Here is a 21,185-nt window from a genome sequence, read left to right on the forward strand (position 1 = left end):
ACCCTGGACAGCGGCAAGACCATCACCATCGCTGCGGGTGCAAGTTCGGGCGTGCTCGATGTCGCTGTGGGTAACGATGTTTACCAAGGCCCAACGACGGTTACTGAGTCGATCAAAGATGCATCCGGCGGCAACTTGGAAGCCATTGCTCCAAATACTGCGCCAGTCAGCACCATCGTTAGCGATGTCAACGACACCACCACGGTAACGCTGACCGCTACGCCAACCGTAAATGAAAACGGCACCATCACTTACACCGCCACCCTGACCGGTGCCGACGGCAAACCCGTCATTGCGCAAAATGGCCCAGTCACCGTTACCCTGGACAGCGGCAAAACCATCACCATCGCCGCCGGTGCAAGTTCCGGCGTGTTGGACGTGGCCGTTGGCAACGATGTGTACCAAGGTCCGACTACCGTCACCGAAAGCATCAGTACCGCCACTGGCGGCAACCTCGAAGCCATTGCTCCAAATACTGCGCCAGTCAGCACCGTCGTCAGCGACGTCAACGACACCACCACGGTGACATTGACCGCCAATCCGACCGTGAACGAAAACGGCACCATCACTTACACCGCGACCCTGACCGGTGCCGACGGCAAACCTGTCACCGCGCAAAACGGTCCGGTGACCGTCACGTTGGAAAGCGGCAAAACCATCACCATCGCTGCGGGCGCAAGCTCGGGCGTGTTGGATGTGGCCGTCGGCAACGATGTCTACACCGGTGCACCGTCCATCACCGAGACGATCAAATCGGCCTCCGGCGGCAACCTCGAAGCCATCGCGGTCGATAAGACCGGCGCGTCGACGGCCGTGGGCGACACCGTCGACAACACCACCGTCAGCATCACCGGCAGCACGTCGGTCACCGAAGGCCAGGCGGCCACATACACCGTCAGCCTGACGAACCCTGCGCAAACCGAGGTGACACTCAAGATCGTCTACAGCGGCACCGCCGCCGACGGCACGGACTTCACCGGTGTCTACACCGTGAAGATCCCGGCCAACGCCACCAGTACGACCTTCAATGTGGCGACGCTGGACGACAAGATCTCCGAAGGCACTGAAAACTTCGTGGTCAAGATCGACTCGGCCACCGGTGGCAACTTCGAGCACCTGGCGGTCAGCGGTACCAACGGCAGCGTCAGCACCTCGATCATCGACAACGATGCGCCGCCTGTACTCGACCTGGACGCCAACAACTCCAGCGGCAAGACCGGTGCCGATTACCAGGTGACGTTCACCGAAGGCACCACTGGCCCCGGCGTGTCCATCGCCGACACGGACCTGAAAATCACCGACCCGGACAGCACCATGCTGACCGGCGCCACCATCGTGCTGACCAACCGCCAGCCTGGCGATGCGCTGAACCTGGGCAACAGCGTCAATGGCATCAGCATCAACGCCAACAGCACCGACGGCAAGGTCGTGCTGACGCTGACGGGCAATGCGACGCTGGCCGACTACATGCAGCAGATCAAGAACATCAGCTTCATCAACAACAGCGAAGACCCGAGCACCGTACCGCGCATCATCACCGTGACGGTGACCGATGGCGCGAGCTACTCCAACACCGCAACCACCACTGTGAACGTGGTCGGGGTCAACGACGCGCCAGTGGCCACCGGTGGCGCGGTGACCGGTACCGAAGACACTTCGCTGGTCCTCGGCTGGTCGACCTTCGGCATCAGCGATGTGGACAGCGCCGCCGCCAGCCAGGGTGTAAAAATCACCGGGCTGCCGAGCGACGGCAAGTTGCAGTACCTGGACGGCGCCACCTGGAAGGACGTGGCCAACAACCAGACCTTCACCAAGGCTGACATCGACGCTGGCAAGCTGCGCTTTACCCCCGATGCCAACGAATCTGGTGCCAACGGCAACCCGGCTGGCGTGGGCGATCAAAAGGCCGATTACGCGCAAATCAGCTTCCAGCCAACCGACGGTCAGGCGTTGGGCAATACCAGTACCGTGAAGATCGACATCACGCCGGTCGCCGACGCACCGACCCTCAACGTGGCCGGCAACAACGTGACCTCCACCGGCCTGATCAAGGAAGTCTGGACCGGCCTGTCGGGCCTGGGCACCGATGGCAGCGGCGCGGCCTCCGGCACGCTCAAGTCAGTGATCGATGCCGCCGGCACGCCGAACAGCAGCACCAACGTGACCAACGTGCAGTCCGACAGCAACGTCAACGCCGGTACGGCATCGAAAACCTCGGGCCTGATCTTCCTCGAAGCCGGCAAGACCTACACCTTCAGCGGCACGGGCGATGACAGCCTGCTGGTCACCATCGGCGGCAAAACCGTGGCGGCAACGACCTGGGGCGCTGGCGGCCAGTTGAACGGTTCGTTCACGCCGACCACCAGCGGCTACTACACCCTGGACATCTACCACCACAACCAGAGCGGCCCGGGCAGCTATGACGTGAACCTGTCGATCAACGGCAGCACGCCGGTCGACCTGAACGGTGCCGGCGTGCCGCTGTACACCGGCGTGACCGACCTGGTGAACGCTGGCGTGACCGTCTCCGACCTGCACGGCACCAACGGTGAAGGCTACTACGACGGCTACAAGCTCAACGAAGGCGCCGAAGGCACCAGCGTGAACTTGTCGAAGATCACCACCGCCCTGACCGACACCGACGGCTCCGAAAGCCTGAGCGTGAAGATCGGTGGTATTCCAGAAGGCAGCGTGCTGAGCGACGGCGCGGGCCATACCGCGACCGTGGGCAGCAACGGCGAAGCCTCGGTCACCGGCTGGAACCTGGGCAGCCTGACCCTGACCCCACCGACCTACTACAACGGCCACTTCAACCTGACCGTGACCTCGACCTCCACCGAAGCCCTCGGCGGCTCGGCGGTGAGCACAGCGCAGATCCCGGTCACGGTGTACCCGGCGACCTACAACGCCGTCACCGCCACGTCTGGCAGCGACAACGTCACCGGCACCGACGGCAACGACGTGGTGGTCGCTGACATCGGTGGGCTGACCGTGGTGCCAGGCACCAACTACAACATCGCCTTCATGGTCGACAGCTCCGGCAGCATGAGCGACGCGTCCCTCACCGCGGCCAAAAACTCGCTGACCTCGGTGTTCAACACCCTCAAGCAGAGCCTGGGTGGCAACTCCGGGACCGTGAACATCTTCCTGGCAGACTTCGACAGCCAGGTGAACAAGTCTATCTCGGTCAACCTTAACGATCCGGACGCATTGACCCAGCTCAAAGGCGTGCTCGACTCGATGGCCTCCGGTGGCGGCACCAACTACGAAGACGTGTTCAAGACCACGGCGAACTTCTTTAAAAGTACCGAAGCCATGGGCAATACCGGTGCGAAGAACCTGACGTATTTCATTACCGACGGTAAGCCGACCTACTACCAGACCGGTGAGCAGACCAACCCGACCTTGTACGACAACGTCAAACTCGATGACGTACTGCGTGCCTCCAATTACACCGTCGGCAAGTACTACACCCAGACGATCGACAGCACGCACAAGTACACCATCTACGAAAACGGTGAGATGTACCTGTCGACCAAAAACGGCAAAAAATGGACCGACAGCTATGTCGGCACCGTACATGCCGAGGGTAATGGCACCTTTGAATTGTCGAACCAGGGCGGCACCGGTTATGGCGAATACTGGAACTACCTGGATTCGGCAGCGGGCTCGACCGACAGCTTCACGCTATTGAAAGGCCTGAGCACGGTGGAAGCCATCGGCCTGAACAACGACGTGACCCTGACCGACCTCAAGCCCTACGACTCGGATTCAACACCGCAGACCAACATCGACCCGAACAACCTGGCCAACTCGATCATCGGCCACACCGAAGCGACCCTGCCGGGTTCCGACACGGTCAACGGCGGTGAAGGCAACGACATCCTGTTCGGCGACCTGGTGAGCTTCAACGGCATTGCCGGCGAGGGTTACCAGGCCATCCAGGCGTTCGTGGCCCAGCAGAGCGGCGTGGATGTCAGCAAGGTCACCACCAGCAACGTGCACCAGTACATCACCGAGCACTACACCGCGTTCGATGTGTCCGGTGCCCACGATGGCAATGACACCCTGCTGGGCGGCGCCGGCAACGACATCATTTTCGGCCAGGGTGGCAGCGACACGCTCAACGGTGGCAAGGGCAATGACATCCTGCTGGGTGGCACGGGTAACGACACACTGATCGGTGGTCAGGGCAATGACACCCTGATCGGTGGCCTGGGAGGCGATACCTTTGTCTGGAAATCCGGCGACACCGGCACTGACGTGATCAAGGACTTCAAGGCCAGCGAGGGCGACCGGATCGACCTGCGAGATCTGCTGCAGGGCGAAACCGGAAGCACCATCGACCACTTCCTGAAAATCAGCACGGTCGATGGCGTGTCCTCGCTGCAGGTCAGCACCACCGGCCAGTTCAACGCGACCAATGGCGCAGCGGCCACACCGGATGTGACGATCAAGCTCGAAGGCAACAACTGGTCGAACATCAACCTGAACACGTTGATCGCCGGCAGTGACCCGACCATCAAGGTCGATCACAACAACAGCTGAACCTGACACAAACCCGTGGCGAGGGAGCTTGCTCCCGCTGGGGGGGCGAAGCGGCCCTGTTTTTTAGGGCTGCTGCGCAGCCCAGCGGGAGCAAGCTCCCTCGCCACGATAAGTGTTCATACTCCTCTGCAGTTGGCCTATGCTGCCCAGCATGACGCCGCTTCATACATGAGGGATGCCCGATGTTTTACGTGCAACGCGATGCACAAGGCCTGCTGGTGCGCGTAGAAGCCACCGCCTACGCCGAAGCCACCGAGACCTTGCCGGCCGACAACCACGAGATCCAGGACTGGTTCGCCAACCAGGCGGTGGAAAACAGCCTCAAGCAGCTCAAGCAGAGCGACCTGGAGATGATCCGGGTACTCGACGACTTGATCCAGGTGCTGACCAGCAAAGGCGTCATCCGCGTCACTGACCTGCCACCGGCGGCCCAGGCCAAACTGATGGACCGCACCCAGGCCCGGGAAGCATTGGGTGGGTTGAGCCGGTTGATCGATGATGATGAGAAGGGGTTGATCTAGGCTGACGCCCGGGCTGACACCAGCCGGAGCAGCACACAACCCCTGTGGCGAGGGGATTTATCCCCGCTGGGCTGCGCAGCAGCCCCAGATGCTTGAAGGTGAACAGCCTGACACACCGAGGCGGCCGGGTTTTAGGGCTGCTGCGCAACCCAGCGGGGATAAATCCCCTCGCCACAGGTTTTGGGTCGTCTGGGCTGACGCCATCGCGAGCAAGCTCGCTCCCACAGTTGATCGGTGTTGATCTCCATATTCCGGTTCGAAGCAGGTCCCGTGTGGGAGCGAGCCTGCTCGCGATGGCAATCGTCAATCCACAGCAGGCCTGTCAGCTCGACGCTTGCACTTCAAGCCGATCCATCGCCCGCTCCACCAACAAATGCACCCCATCGGCCATTCGACTGATCGCCAGGATTACGCTGCGGCGTGAGCCGTCGACGTCATCAGCCAGGTCGGCCGCGATGGCGCTGATGGACAGCAAGTCTTCGGAGGCATTGGCCAGGAGGGTTTCGGTGTCGATGTCTGGGGAGACCATGAAGAGCTGGGCGGTTTGGGTTTTTCCCGAGGCGTCATCGGTTGGTTTGGGATTGAGGTAGTAGTCGAGGGCGCGTTGGGCGGCTTCGTCGAGTTTTTTGGATTTCGAGGATTTGTCGGAGGCGTTGCCAGGGCTTTCTGGCGGATTCGGAGTGACCTTGAACATTAGAGACTTCCTAAACAGTTAAGTGGAAACCGTCACCGTTCGCTTGCACGCGAATAAGGGTGGCGGCCGTACGCAGGTGTGCAAGACCGGGCCTGTTTAGGACACCCAGCAGATCCAAGGATCTCCTGCGTGCAGCCGCCATAAAGCAGTGGGCAGAAGAAAGCCCCTGAGCAATGTAGCGTCGCATCCTAAACAGTTTCTTCGGACTTGCACGTCCGTGTCACCGTTTTTTCAGTGACAAACCCAGACTAGCCACGGGGCAGACGCCGGACAAGTTCACCAAGTTCGCCACAACTCGAAGGAAATCTCCTAGGACCTTACTTTTAGAGGGGGTGTATATCCGTTTCTGCGGTAACGGCTACTTACGGTTCCGCCCTTACGGCGGCTCCGGCATTGCTCCGTGGGCCGCCGCGAAGGGCCATCCATGGTCCAGCGCGGCTATCCCGGCATCCATGCCGGGATGCCCACTGCGCAATGCCTGCGTTCGGCCATCGTGGTTAACGGGGCGCCAAAATCTACGTCCACCGCGAGGCGGCCTGATAGCGGACCTGGTTCTTGATGGGGATCGCGTTCCTCTGTGGGAGCGAGCCTGCTCGCGAAGAGGCCAGCAAGCCCAGTAGACATATGACTGAACCACCGCTATCGCGAGCAAGCTCGCATAGCGTTTACCGTTGATCAATCTGTGCCGTGATGGCTGGGAAGCTTTTGTGGCGAGGGGATTTATCCCCGTTGGGCTGCGCAGCGGCCCCCAAACCAAGCAACTCGGTGTGCCAGGAAGGCTGAGTTCATTGCTTTAGGGCTGCTGCGCAGCCCAGCGGGGATAAATCCCCTCGCCACAGGACTGTGCCGCTCCCAAAAACCCTGTGGGTATCCAACATCACCACAAACTGACCCTCCGCATCGCGAGCAGGCTCGCTCCCACAATGGGATTGGAGTACGGCCGGGAGAACCAGGCCGGCTGTCAGGCCGCCTCGCTTCGGCTTTTGATCTGGGGGCCCCGTTAACCACGCTGGCCGAACGCAGGTATTGTGGAGTGGGCATCCCGGCATGGATGCCGGGATAGCCGCGCTGGGCCATGGATGGCCCTTCGCGGCGGGCCCACGGAGCAATGCCTGCGTTCGGGCACACCGAGCCTAGGCGAGGTGCCGAGTGGTGGGGCAAGACCTTTTGGTTACTTTTGGGGCGTTTGCCAAAAGTGACACGCCGTAAGGGCGTAACCACCAGTGGCCGTTACCGCAGCAATGGATATGTACACGGTCAGAGGGCACAGCCAGCCTCACCCCCAACGCTTAGGCTCACCCACCAGTTGCCCCTGCACCCCAAACAACCCCATCTCCCGAATCACCGCCAACTCCCCCTCCGTCTCAACCCGCTCGGCAATCAACGGCAAGTCAATACTGTGGGCAGCACGCTGGATCGCTTCGATAAACAGACGCTTGTCACTCTCCTGATCAATCGCACGAATGTAGCTGCCATCGATCTTCAGGTAAGCCAACCCCAACCGCGACAAGTTACCGATCATGCTGAACCGCCCACCAAAACGCTGCAGGCTCAGAGAGAAGCCAAGCTCGCGCAAACGCCGGGTCAATTGTTCCAGGACAGCTTGCTCCGGCAATTGCTCCTCACCAATCTCCAAGGTCAAGCGCGACCCAAGGTTGGAATGCGCCCGCAGGATTTCAAAGACCTTGTTCAGCGCCTGCGGATCGGCCAAGGTCGCCGAAGACAGGTTCAACGCCAGGGATTGCTCATGCCCGGCCATTTGCTCGAGCACCTGTTCGAGCATCAAACGGTCCAGGCGCGCGGTCCAGCCAAAGCGCTCCAACCACGGCAAGAACCGCCCGGCGGGAATCGTCTGACCCTGCTCGTCCAACAAACGCGACAGCACCTTGTAATGCAACACTACCTGGGTGTCCTGGGCAGCCACCACCGGCTGGAAGTACAGCTCGAATCGCTGATGATTCAAGGCCTGGTCGAGCAACGTGTGCCAGGCATGGTGATCATCGCCGACGCTCGCCGAGGCGCTGTGGTCCAGGCAGGCCCAACCCGGTTCGCCCTGGCTTTCGGCCTGGGCCAAAGCCTGGTCGCCAAGCTGGAGCACCGCTTGCGGCGAGTCGCCATGGACGAACGGCGCCAGCCCGATGGAGGCCACCGACGCCACATCCGTCGCACCGGTGGCATGCAAGCTCGCCAACGCGGCTTCGAGGTTCTGCGCCAGTTGCAGCGCTTCCTCGCGCACCAGCCCAGGTGCCAGCACCGCGAACTCGCCACCGCGAATACGCGTGACCAGGTTATGGGTTTCCGGATACCGCGCGCATTCGCGCAGCAATTGCTCGCCCACCGCCTGGAGCAACTGGTCGGTACGCTGCCCGCCCAACCGCTGGTTCAAACCGGCCAGGTCCTTGACCCGCAACAACAGCAGATAACCGGAGCTGGCCTGCTCCGGGTTGCTCACTCGCGCGTTGAGCTGCATCTCGAAATAACGCCGGTTGGCCAGGCCCGTGAGATTGTCCTGGTAAGACTCGACCCGCAGCTTCTCGCTGCGCTCGGCCTGCTCCTGGAACAGCGCCTTGAGTTTCTCGACCATCTGGTTCATCGCCTGCACCACGCGCCGCAGTTCAGGCGTGCGTGGCAGCTCCGGCAGGCTCAGGAACTCGCGTCGGGCGATGGCATGGGACTGATGCACCATGTAGTCCAGCGGCTTGAGCTGGCGACGCAGCAGCAAGGCCCCCAGCACCGCGCTCACGGCGCCGCACAGCAGCAACCAACCCAGGCTGCCCAACGCGCTCTGCCACAGTTTGGCGAGGGCGAACATTGGGTGGCTGACCACCTCGACCCGCGCCGCCTGCTCCCAGCCGCGACTGACTATGGCATCGCCGCCGGCCGGTTCCAGGCCGATCAGCTTGACGAACCATTGCGGCACGCTGCCGGCGTCCGGCGTGCCGGTACGTTCGACAAGGGTCTTGTCGGTGGCCACATCGACCACGCGAATGCTGGCGTAGTAGCCGCTGTCGAAGATCGAGCTGACCATCAGCTCCACCATCGCCGGGTCGTCGATGTTCGGTGTCAACGACAACGCCAGCGCCGTGGCCGCGTCCTGGGCGTGGGAGCGTAACTGGTTGACGTACTGGGCCCGCGAGCTCTCCAGGCTGACCATGAAGCTGCCGCTGAAGGCAACCACCAGGAACAGACAGATAGCGATCAACAGCTGTTTGAACAAGGACATCTGAGCGCGCGCTCCTAGTTAGTCGTCTCGACCGGAAAACCTTCGGCCTGCATTTTTTTCAACACATCCTGCCACCGGGACAGGCGCTTGGTGTCACCCACTTTTTTGTTGCCCTTGGCGCCCGGCAGCCACAGCCCTTCGGCATTGAAAGAGTAGACCGGGAGCAAGTCGGTTCGCTGGCTGGCCGGCAGGATGCCGTCGATCAGGCTGTCGAGGACCAGCGGCATCGCCTCGGGCGTGGCGTAATAGGTGAGCACCATGTGCGCACGGTTCTGCCGCAAGGCCTTGACGTAGGTGATGCGCAGCTTGTCACTGGACACCCCGAGATGACGCAGGCTGAAATACTTGGCGATGGCGTAGTCCTCACAATCGCCGGCCCCCTTCCACAGGGCCTGGATCGGGGTTTCCCAGTAGTCGACCTCGCGCCACAGGTCGATGTCTTCCACGTAGCGCACCTGTTTGTTGAAGAACAGGTTCACCACCTTGAGCTGTTCCAGTTCCGGGATCTGTTTCTGCGTCGCCAACAATTGCTGCCACGCGTCGATCCGTTGCTGCCCTTCGCCCAAGGGACCATATAACGCTTGCGCCCGTCGGCTGATCTGCGCAAAGTCCCAGTCAGCCCGTAGGCCACCCAGCATCAGGCCGGCCAGCAGCAATGCCGAACACAGCCAGCGCAAGGACCTGAGAACAGGGAAAGGTGCAGCCAAGGGAATACGTCCGAAAAGGGCCGTTGGAAATTCGTTGGATGGTGAAGCCTGGCCCACTAAAAGACAATGGCAGGGTGCAATCACCGCAGGCAGACTAAACTTTAGTTCAGGAACTGGGGCCGCGAGATTTTGACGGCTTGGAAATCTGTAACTAACGTTGGCTTGGATCCAATTTCGTTACTACCAGTCAGGTGTTGTCGTGACACAGAAGCCAAAACCGCTTAGCACTATCCAGGTCAACGGGCCCATCCCGGCTGACCAGGCACGTTCGATCATCGAAGAGTCTCTGCGCGAGGCCATCCTCGATGGACGCCTGCCTTGCGGCACCGCCCTGCGCCAGCAGGAACTGGCCGACCTGTTCGGCGTGAGCCGCATGCCCGTACGCGAGGCATTGCGCCAGTTGGAGGCGCAGTCACTGCTCAATGTGGTCCAGCACAAGGGTGCTGTAGTGGCGCCATTGATTACCAACAATGCAGTAGAAACCTACGCCCTGCGTTCGGTCCTGGAAGCTTTCGCCCTGCGCCTGTCCATCCCGCTGCTCGATGACAGCGACCTGGCACTGGCCGCCCAGTACATCGAACAGCTGGAAACGGAAACCGATCACGCCGAGATCGGCAAGCTCAACCGGCTGTTCCACATGTCGCTTTATCACAAGGCCCCCAACAGCAAACTGCTGGACCTGATCGAGCGCGAGCTCAATGAAGAAGAGCGCTTCCTGCGCTTTCACCTGTCATCCATGGGGCTGGGCAAGTTGAGCCAGGACGACCATCGCGCGCTGCTCGACGCCGCGCGTGCCAAGGACATCGATAAGGCCATCGTATTGCTGGAGCTGCACCTGGAAAAAGCCTCCGTCACCATGCGCCGCTATCTGGAACAGTCGTCGAACCCTTGATCCCACACCGGCCGCTCCGGCCGGCGTAAAAACTTCTTACATATCCTTCCGACTCACTTGTCGCCTGCGCGGCGCGGCCTGGCCGTGGCCGCGACTCGTCGTCCCATCAGTTCAATGGCACTGCCATCGATTTGGGCTCACTCTTGCGCTTGTCGATTCAAAACAGACCTGAAGAAGTCAACGCCTGGCTGAAACCAGACGAATCGAAGCCAATACGCAAGGAGCGTCGTCCAACCGGCGGGATGATCGGATGTCCGACCGACGTCCTGCCCATAACATAAAACTTCTTAACTCCCCGATCCCTGAAGTGCTCCGAGTGAGGCATTCACTCGAACTATTCGATTCTGATACCCCTAAATCGGAAGGAGCTTCTTCGCCCCAATAAAACTTATATAAAAAGTTTTAAAAACCCTCTTCGCGCCCAATAAACAGCCAACTTAAAATAATTAAAAAATTACTTGCCGCTTACTTGTTTCATGTATTAGTTTTTTGTTCGTCGCACTCTTGGCGACCCTTTCAACTCCCCGAGAACCCTTTAAATACAGGCGCAGCAAGCCAGAAACACGTACTAAAGGCGAATATTTAAGCTACTTGGTAATTCATGGATTCCGATTCAGGCACCCGCTCGCCCTAATTAAATAACGAGCCGCCTTCCGGATAAGACATCATTGATGAGGACGTTCCAATGCAGCCAACCAAAGAACAACTATCTCTGAAAAAACACGAACTTGGCCAACATCCGGTTTTTTCCGAAATAACATCAATCGATCTGTTACGCCGCTTTATGGAAAGCCATGTGTTTGCCGTGTGGGACTTCATGTCACTGACCAAACGACTGCAACGGGAGCTGACCTGCGTACACCTGCCCTGGCTGCCGCCGGCAGACCCGCACGCGGCACGCCTGATCAACGAAATCGTCTTGGGCGAGGAATCGGATGACCGCCCAGGAGCAGGCTATTGCAGCCATTTCGAACTGTACCTGGATGCCATGCGCGAGGTCGGTGCCGATACCCGCGCCATCGAGCAATTCATCACTCTGCAGCAGGAAGGCGTCAGCCCCGAAACGGCGCTGGAGAGTGTCGATGTCGAGCCGGCGGCGGCACGCTTCGTCCGCCAAACCTTGCACACCGCCCTGCACGCCCCGGCTCACAGCGTGGCCGCCGCGTTCGTGCATGGACGCGAGAGCGTCATCCCGCAGATGTTCCAGCGCATGCTGGATGCCTGGGGCATAGGCCTGGATCAGGCACCGACCTTTCGCTACTACCTGCAACGACACATCGAAGTCGATTCCGAAGACCATGGCCCGGCAGCGGAAAAACTCTTGGCCCGGCTGATCGACGGCGACCCGCAACGTGAAACCGAGGTACTGGTTGCCGCACTCGCCGCGGTCCACAGCCGTGCGGCCTTGTGGGACGGCCTGCGTCAGAGCATGGCCCAGCCGGTTGCGCAGGTGATGCCATGAACGCCATCCCTTACCAATCCTTCGCCGACGCCTGGGAAAGCCGCGCCACCATCCGCACTCGACCACGGCGTCGGGTCGAAGACGACGACAAGCTGATCTTCCCCATGAGTCGCCAGCCGCTGGTGCACAGCCAGACCTTTCTCAGCCACTGCCCGCAGTTGCGCGACTTTGTGCTGGTGCAGAGCCTCTACAAGTTCATCAACGACGTGGTGATTTTCGAGACCGAGTTGGTGGACCACACCGCCCGGCGCATCGCCAAGAACCGCTTCGGCATCGAGTTCCCGTTCGCCTGCCGTTATGACGCGATGACCGTGGTGGTGGACGAGGATTATCACGCGCTGGTGGCGATGGACTTCATGCAACAGACCATCGACATGACCGGCATCGATCCCATCCCGCTGCCTGGGCAGATCGAACTCAGCCGCGCCATACCCGCGACCCTGGCCCGGGCGCCGGAGCATTTGCTCAGCGCCGTGGAGCTGATCTGCATCGCCATCGCCGAGAACACCGTGACCAACGAAGTGGCCGCATTCGCCCGGGACGACTCGGTCAAGGCCTCGATCAAGGGGCTGATGGCCGATCACTTGCTCGACGAGGGACGGCACTCCGGTTTCTGGACCCGACTGGTGCAGATCTATTGGCGCACCGCCCCCGAGGAAGACCAAGAGGCGATTGCCCGATTGATGCCCGGCTTCATCGCCCAATACCTGGCGAGCGACCTGCAGCAAGCGTTCGACTTCGAGCTGATCGCGCACCTGCCCGTCGACGAGTCGGTGCGCCAGTCGCTGCGTGAAGACGCCAGTGCACTGGCGTATCCCATCAATCGTTTTCACCCGTTGGTGGGCAACATCACGCGCTTTTTCCGTGGCAGCTCGATGCTCGCGTCCCCCTGCGTACGCGACGCCCTTGCCGATTACCTGACCCCATGAGGACCTTTCGATGAGACGCCTCGAAATCGCAGTGCCTGGCACAAGCCAGGCCATGGCCGAACTGGCCCGGGAACTGGAGCTGCATGGCCACGGTGTGGTGGATCGGCAGTCGCCGTCCGGGCACGGCGCGGTCGACCTGTTGATCGACGATGGTACCGTGCGGTGCAACACCCAGGCCCGCTCTTGCCTTCAGGTACGCGTGGCGTTGCAGGCCATGCCCGGGCAGGTATTACCGCAACCGGTGTTGGTGTTCAGCGACGCTGCGCAGCGGCTGTTGTGCCAGGAAGTGATCGCGCCGCAACGTGACGGCAATGGTCAATCGTTGCGCCTGCGTACGCTGGCGACGCTGGTCGAGACGGGCGCACGACTGGTCAGCCAGTTATCCCGGGATCAAACCTGCTTCGATCACTGGCCGACGGCACACGCTGACACTGTCGCCGCCCCCCTGCTCGGGCTCGATGCGCTGGAGCCGCTGGCGTTCGAGCACGGCCTCAATCGGCCGCCGGTACCCTGGCTGCTGGCCGCCGCCGACGTGCCGGTGATGCACAGCATTGAACAGCGCATGCTCGATGATGCGACGCAACCGGCCCTGTGGATCGATGGACAACTCATCGACTACAAATCCTTGCGCCGCCTGGCGCTGAGGTTGCAGCAGCCGATGCTGGAAATACTGCACCGAGCAGAACATGAGAAAGGAGCTGTTGGAGAACCTGTGGGAGCAAGGCTTGCCCGCGATGAAGACACCGATGCTCTCAAACAAACCGCGTCATCGTTCATCGGGGGCAAGCCTTCCTCCCACAAGGTGATCGGCGTGTGCCTGCCCAAGTCCGCGCAGTTGTACGCGGCGATCCTGGCAGTGCTGGGCTGTGGGGCGGTGTACCTGCCACTGGACCCGCAGCACCCGGCGCAACGTCGGCGCTTTATCCTGGAAAATGCCCAGGCGGACCTGCTGCTGTACGACGGCGACAGCGACCTGGGCGAGCTCTCGTTGCCCACGCTGAATGTCCATCAACTGCCAATGCCCAAGCCAGGCATCCCCGCTTCGCTGATCCGCCGCAGGGTCGACAGCGATGAACCGGCCGTGGCGATCTACACCTCCGGCACCACCGGCCAGCCCAAGGGCGTGTTGCTCAGTCACCGCAACCTCAGCCATTTCTGCGCCTGGTATGGCGACTACGTCGGGTTGCAGCGCGACAGCCGCGCGTTGCAGTTTTCCACCATCAACTTTGACGCCTCGCTGCTGGATATCCTGCCGACGTTCATCCACGGCGCCCTGCTGGTGGTACCCAGCGAAGACCAACGCCGCGATCCGCAGCAATTGGTCGCGTTGATTCACCAACAGCACATCAGCCACGCCTTTTTGCCGCCTGCGCTGTTGAGCGTCATGCCCCTCGATGCTCCGCTCGGCCTGACGCACTTGATCACCGGTGGCGATGTCTGCGAGCCGTTCGTGATCGAACAGCTCGCACCACAATGCCAGTTCCACAATATCTACGGCCCGACCGAAACCACGGTGCTGGCGACCACGCGGCCATTCAGCGTCGGCGACAACAACCGCAACCTTGGCGTGCCCATCGCCAACGGTCGGGTACTGATCCTGGACGAACAACTGCAACCGGTTCCCCAAGGTGTCCCCGGCGAGCTGTACATCGCCGGCCCGGGTGTCGGCCTGGGTTATCTGAACGATCCGGCGCTGAGCGCGACGCGCTACCTCGACCTGACGCTGCCCACCGGGCAAACGCTGCGGGTCTACCGCACAGGGGATATCGGCCAGTGGACCGACAGCGGCATTGAATTGAGCGGGCGGCGGGATAACCAGGTGAAGATCCGCGGCTTTCGGGTCGAACCCGAGGAAATCGAGCATTGCCTGCGCGACAGCCAGTTGTTTCGCCAGGTGGCGGTGGGAGTCGATGAACGACGGCGGATCCTGGCGTTCCTGGTGCATCCCGAGCAAGCGCGACCCGGCGCTGCCCTCCAGGCCCTGCGCGAGCATGTGCAGAACAGCTTGCCCAGCTACATGCACCCGGCGGCCTACGTCGAGTTGCCCAGCCTGCCTTACACCAGCAATGGCAAGGTCGATCGTCGGGCATTGCTCGCCATGGCGGTGCAGGTGCACGCCGACGGCCAGCGGCGCCAGCCGCAGAGCGCCCTGGAGACGCAACTGCGGCAACTGTGGGCCGATCTGCTGGAGCTGCCGGTCGAAGACATCGCCACCGACGAAAGCTTCTTCAACCTGGGCGGGCACTCGATCCTGCTGTCACGACTGCTGCTGAGTATCCGCCAGACGTTCGGCCGCAGCCTGTCGATCAATCGCTTCATCGAAGCGCCGACGTTGATGACCCTGGCGAAGTTGCTGGACGACCCTGAACAAAACAGCGCATCGACCCTCAGCACCCAGGCCTTCATCGATGCCGAGGCCGAGCTCAACCTCGATCCGCTGCCCATCAGCCAATGCGGCGATGTGCATAAGGTGGTAGTGACCGGCGCCAACAGCTTTCTCGGGGTGCACATCGTCGAAGCGCTGCTGGCCTGGGGCGCCACCGAAGTCGCGTGCCTGGTACGTGCCAGCGCGGAACAAAGCGCGGCCGAGCGGTTCTCCCAGGCGCTTCAGGACAATCACCTGACCCACCTGGATCTGGACCGCGTCAGCGTGTATGCCGCCGACATCACCCAGCCGCAACTGGGTCTGCCGGACGACGTCTATGCGCACATCGACCGTACCTTCGGTGCGCTGGTGCACAACGCGGCCCACGTCAACCATGTGCTCGACTACGAGTCCCTGGCGCGGGACAACGTGGAGCCGATCTTCGAATGCCTGCGCTTGTGTGAGGGGCGCAGCAAGAAGATCTTCAACTTCGTCTCCACGCTTTCGGCGTCCAGTGCCCTGGATGCCGACGGCCAGGTGCTGGAACAGCCCGCCGCCAAGACCCCACCGATCTACATCAAGAACGGCTACAACCTGTCCAAATGGGTGGGCGAACGGATCCTGCAGCGCGCTCGGGATCGCGGGGTTTGGGTCAATCTGTTCCGCCCCGGCAACATCAGTTTCAACAGCCTGACCGGGGTCTGCCAGCCCCATAAGAATCGCTTGATGCTGATGCTCAAGGGCTCGATCCAGCTCGGCCAGGTGCCAGACCTGTCCCTCAATTTCGACCTGATGCCGGTGGACTTCCTGGCCCGTTTCATCGCCTTCCACGCCAGCCGCTACCAGCCGACGCAAGCGGTGTTCAACCTGCACAACCCCGAGCCGTTGAGCTGGGACGCTTATGTGGCGTCGTTCCGCGACAGCGGCCGGGAGTTCTCCCTGGTGAGCGTCGCCGAGTGGCAACGGCAACTGGCGCGGGTCGATGCCGACAACGCGTTATTTGGCGTGCTGGGTTTCTACCTCAACGGCTTCGAGGAAGACATCGGCGACATCTCGCTGATCAGCCATGACAACGCCCGCGCCGGTGTGCGGCAGATGGGCGCCCGCTACCCGGAAAAGTCCCCGGCCCTGTTACGCCGCGGCGCTGATTACCTCAAGGCTATCGACTTCATCTGAAACACCCTCAACCCAAAGCAAGGAGCAAGACCATGAGTGCATTTCAACCCGACACCCTGATCAAGAACCCCCATGCCTGCCACGTCGAAACCTCGGTGGAGGTGCCAGCCGACGCGGCGCGCGTCTGGGAGGTGGTGGGTGATTTTGGCGGATTCAACCGTTTCATTCCGGCGCTGGAGCGTATCGAAATGACCGGTGATGGAGTGAGGTCCCTGCGCAAGAAATTCTTCCGCGACGGGCAGAACCTGGTGGTGGAACAGCTCAACAGCCGGGACGACCAGGCCATGCACATGACCTGGACGCTGATCTACAACACCCTGGGCATCGACAACCTCTGGGCGGCGATGCGCGTGGAGCCCCTGAGCGACAACCGCTGCCGCGCCACCTGGACCATCATCGCCGACCACACCGATGCTCATACACCGTCGGGGTTCAGGGATTTCCTGCAAGGATTTGCCGATGAGGCGATGGGGAATGTGCAAATGATGTTCAAGTAAGCACCACTCCCTTGTGGGAGCAGGCTTGCTCGCGAAAGCGGTGGGTCAGTTGGCAATGATGCTTGCTGTGTCGCCGTCATCGCGAGCAGGCTCGCTCCCACACTGGTTCCGGGGTGGGCCAAAGATCCAGGCTCACCGCCAATCCCTTGTGAGAGCAGGCTTGCTCGCGAAAGCGGTGGGTCAGTTGGCAATGATGCTTGCTGTGTCGCCGTCATCGCGAGCAGGCTCGCTCCCACACTGGTTCCGGGGTGGGCCAAAGATCCAGGCTCACCGCCAATCCCTTGTGAGAGCAGGCTTGCTCGCGAAAGCGGTGGGTCAGTTGGCAATGATGCTTGCTGTGTCGCCGTCATCGCGAGCAGGCTCGCTCCCACACTGGTTCCGGGGTGGGCCAAAGATCCAGGCTCACCGCCAATCCCTGTGGGAGCGAGCCTGCTCGCGATTGCGGTATCGCGGTTAGCGGTGATGTCAGATCTTGAAGCTGTCCACCAACTGCTTCAGTCGATTGGCCTGTTGCGACAAGGCATCGCAATCCTTCAGGGTTTCATTGAGGTTGGCCACGCTTTGCTGGTTCAGCAGGTTGATGTGGCTGACGTCCATGTTGAGGGTTTCCACCACGGCAGTCTGTTCTTCGGTCGCGGCGGCCACCGACTGGTTCATTCCGTCGATCTCACCGATGCGCTGCGTCACGCTGACCAGTCGCAGACCCGCCTGGTTAGCCACTTCCACGCTTTCTTCGCTGGAGGTCTGGCTGGCGTTCATCGTCGTCACCGCTTCACGGGAGCCGACTTGAAGCGAGGTGATCATCTTGTGGATTTCTTCCGCCGACTCCTGGGTGCGGTGCGCCAGGTTGCGCACTTCATCGGCCACCACCGCAAAACCACGCCCGGCTTCACCGGCCCGGGCCGCTTCGATGGCGGCGTTCAGGGCCAGCAGGTTGGTTTGCTGGGAGATGCCCTTGATCACATCCAGGATGTGCCCGATGTTATCGGTGCTGGCGTTCAGGGTTTCGATCTGAGTGCAGGAAAGGCTGATCTTCTGCGACAGCTCGGTCATGGCCTGGATGGTTTTTTCCACCACCTGGCGACCGTCATCGGCCTGTTCGCTGGCACCGCTGGCATGTTGCGAGGCGTCGGCGGCATTGCGGGCGATTTCCTGGGTCGCGGCGCCCAACTGGTTGATAGCCGCGGCCACGCTGTTGGTACGAGCGCTCTGCTCATCCGAGCCGACGAGCGAAGCGTTGGACGAGGTCATCACCCGCTGCGACAGGTCATGCACCTGGCGAGTCGCGGAAGACACTTCCGAGATCGATGCGTGAATCCGCTCCACGAACTGGTTGAACGAACCACCCAACACGGCGAATTCGTCCTTGCCCTGTACGACCAGGCGCCGGGTCAGGTCACCTTCGCCCTGGGCGATGTCCTGCATGGCGCGGCCCATGGTGGTCAATGGACGCATCAACACCTGGATCAGCATGCTCAGCAGCAAGGCAATGGCCGCCACCGCGACAAACATCGCAATCAACGCAGACGTACGGAACTGGCTCAGCGGTGCGTAGGCCTTGGCCTTGTCGATCGACAGGCCGATGTACCACTCGGCGTTCGGCAGGCCGGTCACAGGGGTAAACGAAAGGATACGGTCCTGGCCGTTGAGCTCGACCTCCTGGATACCCTTGCCAATGCGCACGGGGGTGCCGGGGTAGATGTCCTTGAGGTTCTTCATCACCTGGTCTTTATCCGGACTGACGATCACCTGACCGTCGCCGCTGACCAGGAACGCATGGCCGATACCACCGAAATCCACGGAGTTGATGATTTTCACCAGGGTTTCCAGGCTCAGGTCGCCGCCCACCACGCCGAGCAATTCGCCGTTGTGCTTCACCGGCAGGGCAATGGTCACCACCAGGCCACCCACCGCCGCCAGATAAGGCGGGGTCAGCATGGTTTTATCGGCGCTCACGGCTTGTTTGTACCAAGGGCGCTGACGCGGGTCGTAGCCATCAGGCATTTTTGCGTCAGGACGTTGGGTGAAGACACCGTTGGCCTGGCCCACATAAGTGAACTGGAAGTTCGACGTCAGCGCCGGCTGATCGACCAACCCCGGCAGATCCGCACCAGTGCCTTGATGGGCGATGTTTTGCGCCAGGTTTTCCAGCACCAGTATCCGGCCACTCATCCAGTTCTGGATGCTGCTGGCGGTCAGGTCGCCGGATTGCTCGATGGACGACTCAAGGCTGCTGCCGATGGTGTTGCGCTGCAAATAATCGTTGTAGAGGGTGAACAGGGCAAAAGCCAGAACCACCACGCCAGAGGCGGCCAGAAGGATTTTGTGACTGAACTTTAGATTCATCGAGGAGGCTTCTTATGCAAGGAGTGGGGGTGCATTCCAGGTTTGCAACGTTCCATGTGACAGTGCGAGCGGTTATCACTTCGCTCCACTTTGGTGCACGCATACCAGTCTGTCGGCAAGCCTGTACAAATAATTAGAGTTTCGAAGAAATAGGCGACGGGAGGCCACAGCGAGCGAACGGTGGTTGCAAATTCGCTGACGCCTGATGACAATGCGACCTATTATCATTTGTAACATCCAGGCCGTCGCGTCCATGTCATCTCCCGAGTTTGCAGTACAGGCGCTCTACAGCCGACATCACGGCTGGCTCAATACGTGGCTGCGCACCCGGTTGGGCAATGCCGCCGATGCGGCGGATCTGGCCCAGGACACTTTCGTGCGCCTGTTGCAGCGTAGCGAACGCCTGGAGCTTCGAGCCCCACGCGCTTTTTTGCGCACCATCGCCCAAGGCCTGGTGATCGACCATTGGCGTCGAGAAGAAATCGAACGTGCCTACCTCCAGACCATAGCCCACCTGCCGGAAGCCGAAACCCCCGGCGCCGAAACCCGGACCTTGATCCTGGAATTGCTCGAAGCCATTGCCAGGATGCTCGAAGGCCTCAAGCCGAAAGTGCGCAAGGCCTTCCTGTTGGCCCAGTGCGAAGGCCTGACGCACAAACAGATTGCCGAGCAAATGGGCATTTCGCTGCGCTCGGTGGAGCGCTACGTCGCCGATGCGCTATACCACTGCTACGTGTTGCGCTATGAAAGCTGAGCCGGCGGATCACTTGCAGAGCCGCCGTAACGGCCCGTCGCAACAGGTGGTCAGGCAAGCGATCAACTGGCTGCTGCGCCCGCGCAATCACACCGCTCACCCGACCCTGCGCCAACAATGCGACACCTGGCGCGCCGCCCATCCAGAACACGAACTGGCCTGGCAGCGGGTGCAATCGCTGCACAGCGAGTTGACCTCGAACCTGCGGGCAGTGCCCGGTGCCCATGTCGCGCTGAATACCCTGGAAAACAGTGCCCAGCGCCTCAGTCGCCGCCAGGCCCTGAAGTTGCTCTCGGGTGCCGCACTGGTGGGCGGCGCGACATGGCTGGGCAAGGATCTGGGCTGGCGCCCATGGAGTGCCGATTTCGCCACCGCCACGGGTGAACGCCGCGGTTTCCAACTGCCGGACGGCTCACGGCTCGAACTCAATACCCACAGCGCCGCCGACCTGGATTTCACCGCCGGGCAACGCCTGATCACCCTGGCCCGCGGTGAAATCATGGTCACCTGTGGTCGCGACCCGGGACGTGCGCTGCGGGTGCAAGGCCGACATGGCCTGTTCGAAGGGCTGGAGGGGCGCTTCGTCGTGCGCCAGGACAGCGACTGCACGCGCTTGAGCGTCACCAGCGGCCGGGTCGTTATTCGTTCCCACCCCAACAGCGATGGCACACCCATCCAGGTCGAGGCCGGGCAAAACTACCTGATCACCCCATCGACAGCGACCCTGGCACCGCCCCTGGACATGGACGCAGGTGCCTGGGCCGACGGGTTGATCGTCACGCGCAACATGCGCCTGGCGGATTTTCTCAACGAAGTAGGACGCTACCGCCCAGGCTATTTGAACTGCGCGGCGTCGATTGCCGACCTGCGTCTGTCGGGGGTTTTCCGTTTGGAGGACACCGACAAATTGCTGGCCGTCCTGCCACGCACGCTCCCTGTGCAAATCCGTTATCGAACCCGTTGGTGGATCACGGTGGAACGCCTGGCTTGATTTTTTTTGGCGGGTTTCAAGCCGGTGTCCGGCTAGGACAGTAAGCAACCCTTATCTGCCTCCAGCGACTCCAACGGATC

The 21,185-nt window shown here is 61.3% G+C and carries 12 protein-coding genes and 1 pseudogene; 9 read left to right on the plus strand and 4 right to left on the minus strand.

Annotated features, from left to right (window positions below; genetic code table 11):
• Window positions 1-4,548, plus strand: a pseudogene (locus DTP52_RS30635) (LapA family giant adhesin); the annotation flags it as partial.
• 182 nt (window positions 4,549-4,730) lie between these two features.
• On the plus strand, window positions 4,731-5,069 hold the full coding sequence (locus DTP52_RS30640; protein ID WP_003196545.1) for a hypothetical protein: 339 nt from the start codon (window positions 4,731-4,733) through the stop codon (window positions 5,067-5,069).
• A 322-nt stretch (window positions 5,070-5,391) separates the two neighbouring features.
• Here DTP52_RS30640 and DTP52_RS30645 read toward each other — a convergent pair whose 3' ends face one another.
• From DTP52_RS30645 to lapG, 3 genes are all read right to left on the minus strand, one after another.
• Entirely contained in the window at window positions 5,392-5,763 is a 372-nt protein-coding gene (locus tag DTP52_RS30645; RefSeq protein WP_109756638.1) for a DUF6124 family protein, read from the minus strand.
• 1,276 nt (window positions 5,764-7,039) lie between these two features.
• Complete coding sequence (gene lapD, locus DTP52_RS30655; protein WP_109756640.1) at window positions 7,040-8,986, minus strand: cyclic di-GMP receptor LapD; 1,947 nt, start codon at window positions 8,984-8,986, stop codon at window positions 7,040-7,042.
• Between the two features lie 14 nt (window positions 8,987-9,000).
• Window positions 9,001-9,624, minus strand: a complete 624-nt coding sequence (gene lapG / locus DTP52_RS30660; RefSeq protein ID WP_370873791.1) for a cysteine protease LapG — start codon at window positions 9,622-9,624, stop codon at window positions 9,001-9,003.
• A gap of 268 nt (window positions 9,625-9,892) precedes the next feature.
• On the opposite strand from lapG, the gene DTP52_RS30665 reads away from it, so the two are divergent.
• The 5 genes from DTP52_RS30665 to DTP52_RS30685 all read left to right on the plus strand — a co-directional run bounded on the left by DTP52_RS30665 (window position 9,893) and on the right by DTP52_RS30685 (window position 17,014).
• Entirely contained in the window at window positions 9,893-10,585 is a 693-nt protein-coding gene (locus tag DTP52_RS30665; protein ID WP_109756641.1) for a GntR family transcriptional regulator, read from the plus strand.
• Window positions 10,586-11,270: 685 nt separating this feature from the next.
• Window positions 11,271-12,047 carry a DUF3050 domain-containing protein gene (locus DTP52_RS30670; protein ID WP_109756642.1) on the plus strand — a complete coding sequence of 259 codons (777 nt, stop codon included), beginning with the start codon at window positions 11,271-11,273 and terminating at the stop codon, window positions 12,045-12,047.
• Window positions 12,044-12,976, plus strand: a complete 933-nt coding sequence (locus DTP52_RS30675) for a diiron oxygenase (RefSeq protein WP_109756643.1) — start codon at window positions 12,044-12,046, stop codon at window positions 12,974-12,976. The genes DTP52_RS30670 and DTP52_RS30675 overlap by 4 nt, the downstream gene beginning before the upstream one ends.
• A 10-nt stretch (window positions 12,977-12,986) precedes the next feature.
• Window positions 12,987-16,517, plus strand: a complete 3,531-nt coding sequence (locus DTP52_RS30680; protein WP_109756644.1) for a non-ribosomal peptide synthetase — start codon at window positions 12,987-12,989, stop codon at window positions 16,515-16,517.
• 32 nt (window positions 16,518-16,549) lie between these two features.
• Window positions 16,550-17,014 carry an SRPBCC family protein gene (locus DTP52_RS30685; RefSeq protein WP_109756645.1) on the plus strand — a complete coding sequence of 155 codons (465 nt, stop codon included), beginning with the start codon at window positions 16,550-16,552 and terminating at the stop codon, window positions 17,012-17,014.
• A gap of 465 nt (window positions 17,015-17,479) precedes the next feature.
• Here the strand turns inward: DTP52_RS30685 and DTP52_RS30695 are convergent, their stop codons facing one another.
• Window positions 17,480-19,360, minus strand: coding sequence for a methyl-accepting chemotaxis protein (locus DTP52_RS30695; protein ID WP_109756647.1), 1,881 nt, complete (start codon window positions 19,358-19,360; stop codon window positions 17,480-17,482).
• A 253-nt stretch (window positions 19,361-19,613) separates the two neighbouring features.
• Between DTP52_RS30695 and DTP52_RS30700 the strand changes: the two genes are divergently transcribed.
• Both DTP52_RS30700 and DTP52_RS30705 read left to right on the plus strand, forming a co-directional pair.
• Window positions 19,614-20,114, plus strand: coding sequence for a sigma-70 family RNA polymerase sigma factor (locus tag DTP52_RS30700; RefSeq protein ID WP_109756648.1), 501 nt, complete (start codon window positions 19,614-19,616; stop codon window positions 20,112-20,114).
• Complete coding sequence (locus DTP52_RS30705) at window positions 20,104-21,105, plus strand: FecR domain-containing protein (RefSeq protein WP_109756649.1); 1,002 nt, start codon at window positions 20,104-20,106, stop codon at window positions 21,103-21,105. Before DTP52_RS30700 ends, DTP52_RS30705 begins: the two co-directional genes overlap by 11 nt.
• Window positions 21,106-21,185: the final 80 nt, after the last annotated feature.

The organism is Pseudomonas sp. 43mfcvi1.1 (genome assembly GCF_900115935.1).
Classification (GTDB): Bacteria; Pseudomonadota; Gammaproteobacteria; order Pseudomonadales; family Pseudomonadaceae; genus Aquipseudomonas; species Aquipseudomonas bijieensis.

Bases quoted from the DNA above. Each gene is read 5' to 3' on its own strand.
- DTP52_RS30640 (WP_003196545.1), top strand. From the start codon at position 4,731: ATGTTTTACGTGCAACGCGATGCACAAGGCCTGCTGGTGCGCGTAGAA.
- DTP52_RS30645 (WP_109756638.1), bottom strand. From the start codon at position 5,763: ATGTTCAAGGTCACTCCGAATCCGCCAGAAAGCCCTGGCAACGCCTCC.
- lapD (WP_109756640.1), bottom strand. From the start codon at position 8,986: ATGTCCTTGTTCAAACAGCTGTTGATCGCTATCTGTCTGTTCCTGGTG.
- lapG (WP_370873791.1), bottom strand. From the start codon at position 9,624: ATGCTGGGTGGCCTACGGGCTGACTGGGACTTTGCGCAGATCAGCCGA.
- DTP52_RS30670 (WP_109756642.1), top strand. From the start codon at position 11,271: ATGCAGCCAACCAAAGAACAACTATCTCTGAAAAAACACGAACTTGGC.
- DTP52_RS30675 (WP_109756643.1), top strand. From the start codon at position 12,044: ATGAACGCCATCCCTTACCAATCCTTCGCCGACGCCTGGGAAAGCCGC.
- DTP52_RS30680 (WP_109756644.1), top strand. From the start codon at position 12,987: ATGAGACGCCTCGAAATCGCAGTGCCTGGCACAAGCCAGGCCATGGCC.
- DTP52_RS30685 (WP_109756645.1), top strand. From the start codon at position 16,550: ATGAGTGCATTTCAACCCGACACCCTGATCAAGAACCCCCATGCCTGC.
- DTP52_RS30695 (WP_109756647.1), bottom strand. From the start codon at position 19,360: ATGAATCTAAAGTTCAGTCACAAAATCCTTCTGGCCGCCTCTGGCGTG.
- DTP52_RS30700 (WP_109756648.1), top strand. From the start codon at position 19,614: ATGTCATCTCCCGAGTTTGCAGTACAGGCGCTCTACAGCCGACATCAC.
- DTP52_RS30705 (WP_109756649.1), top strand. From the start codon at position 20,104: ATGAAAGCTGAGCCGGCGGATCACTTGCAGAGCCGCCGTAACGGCCCG.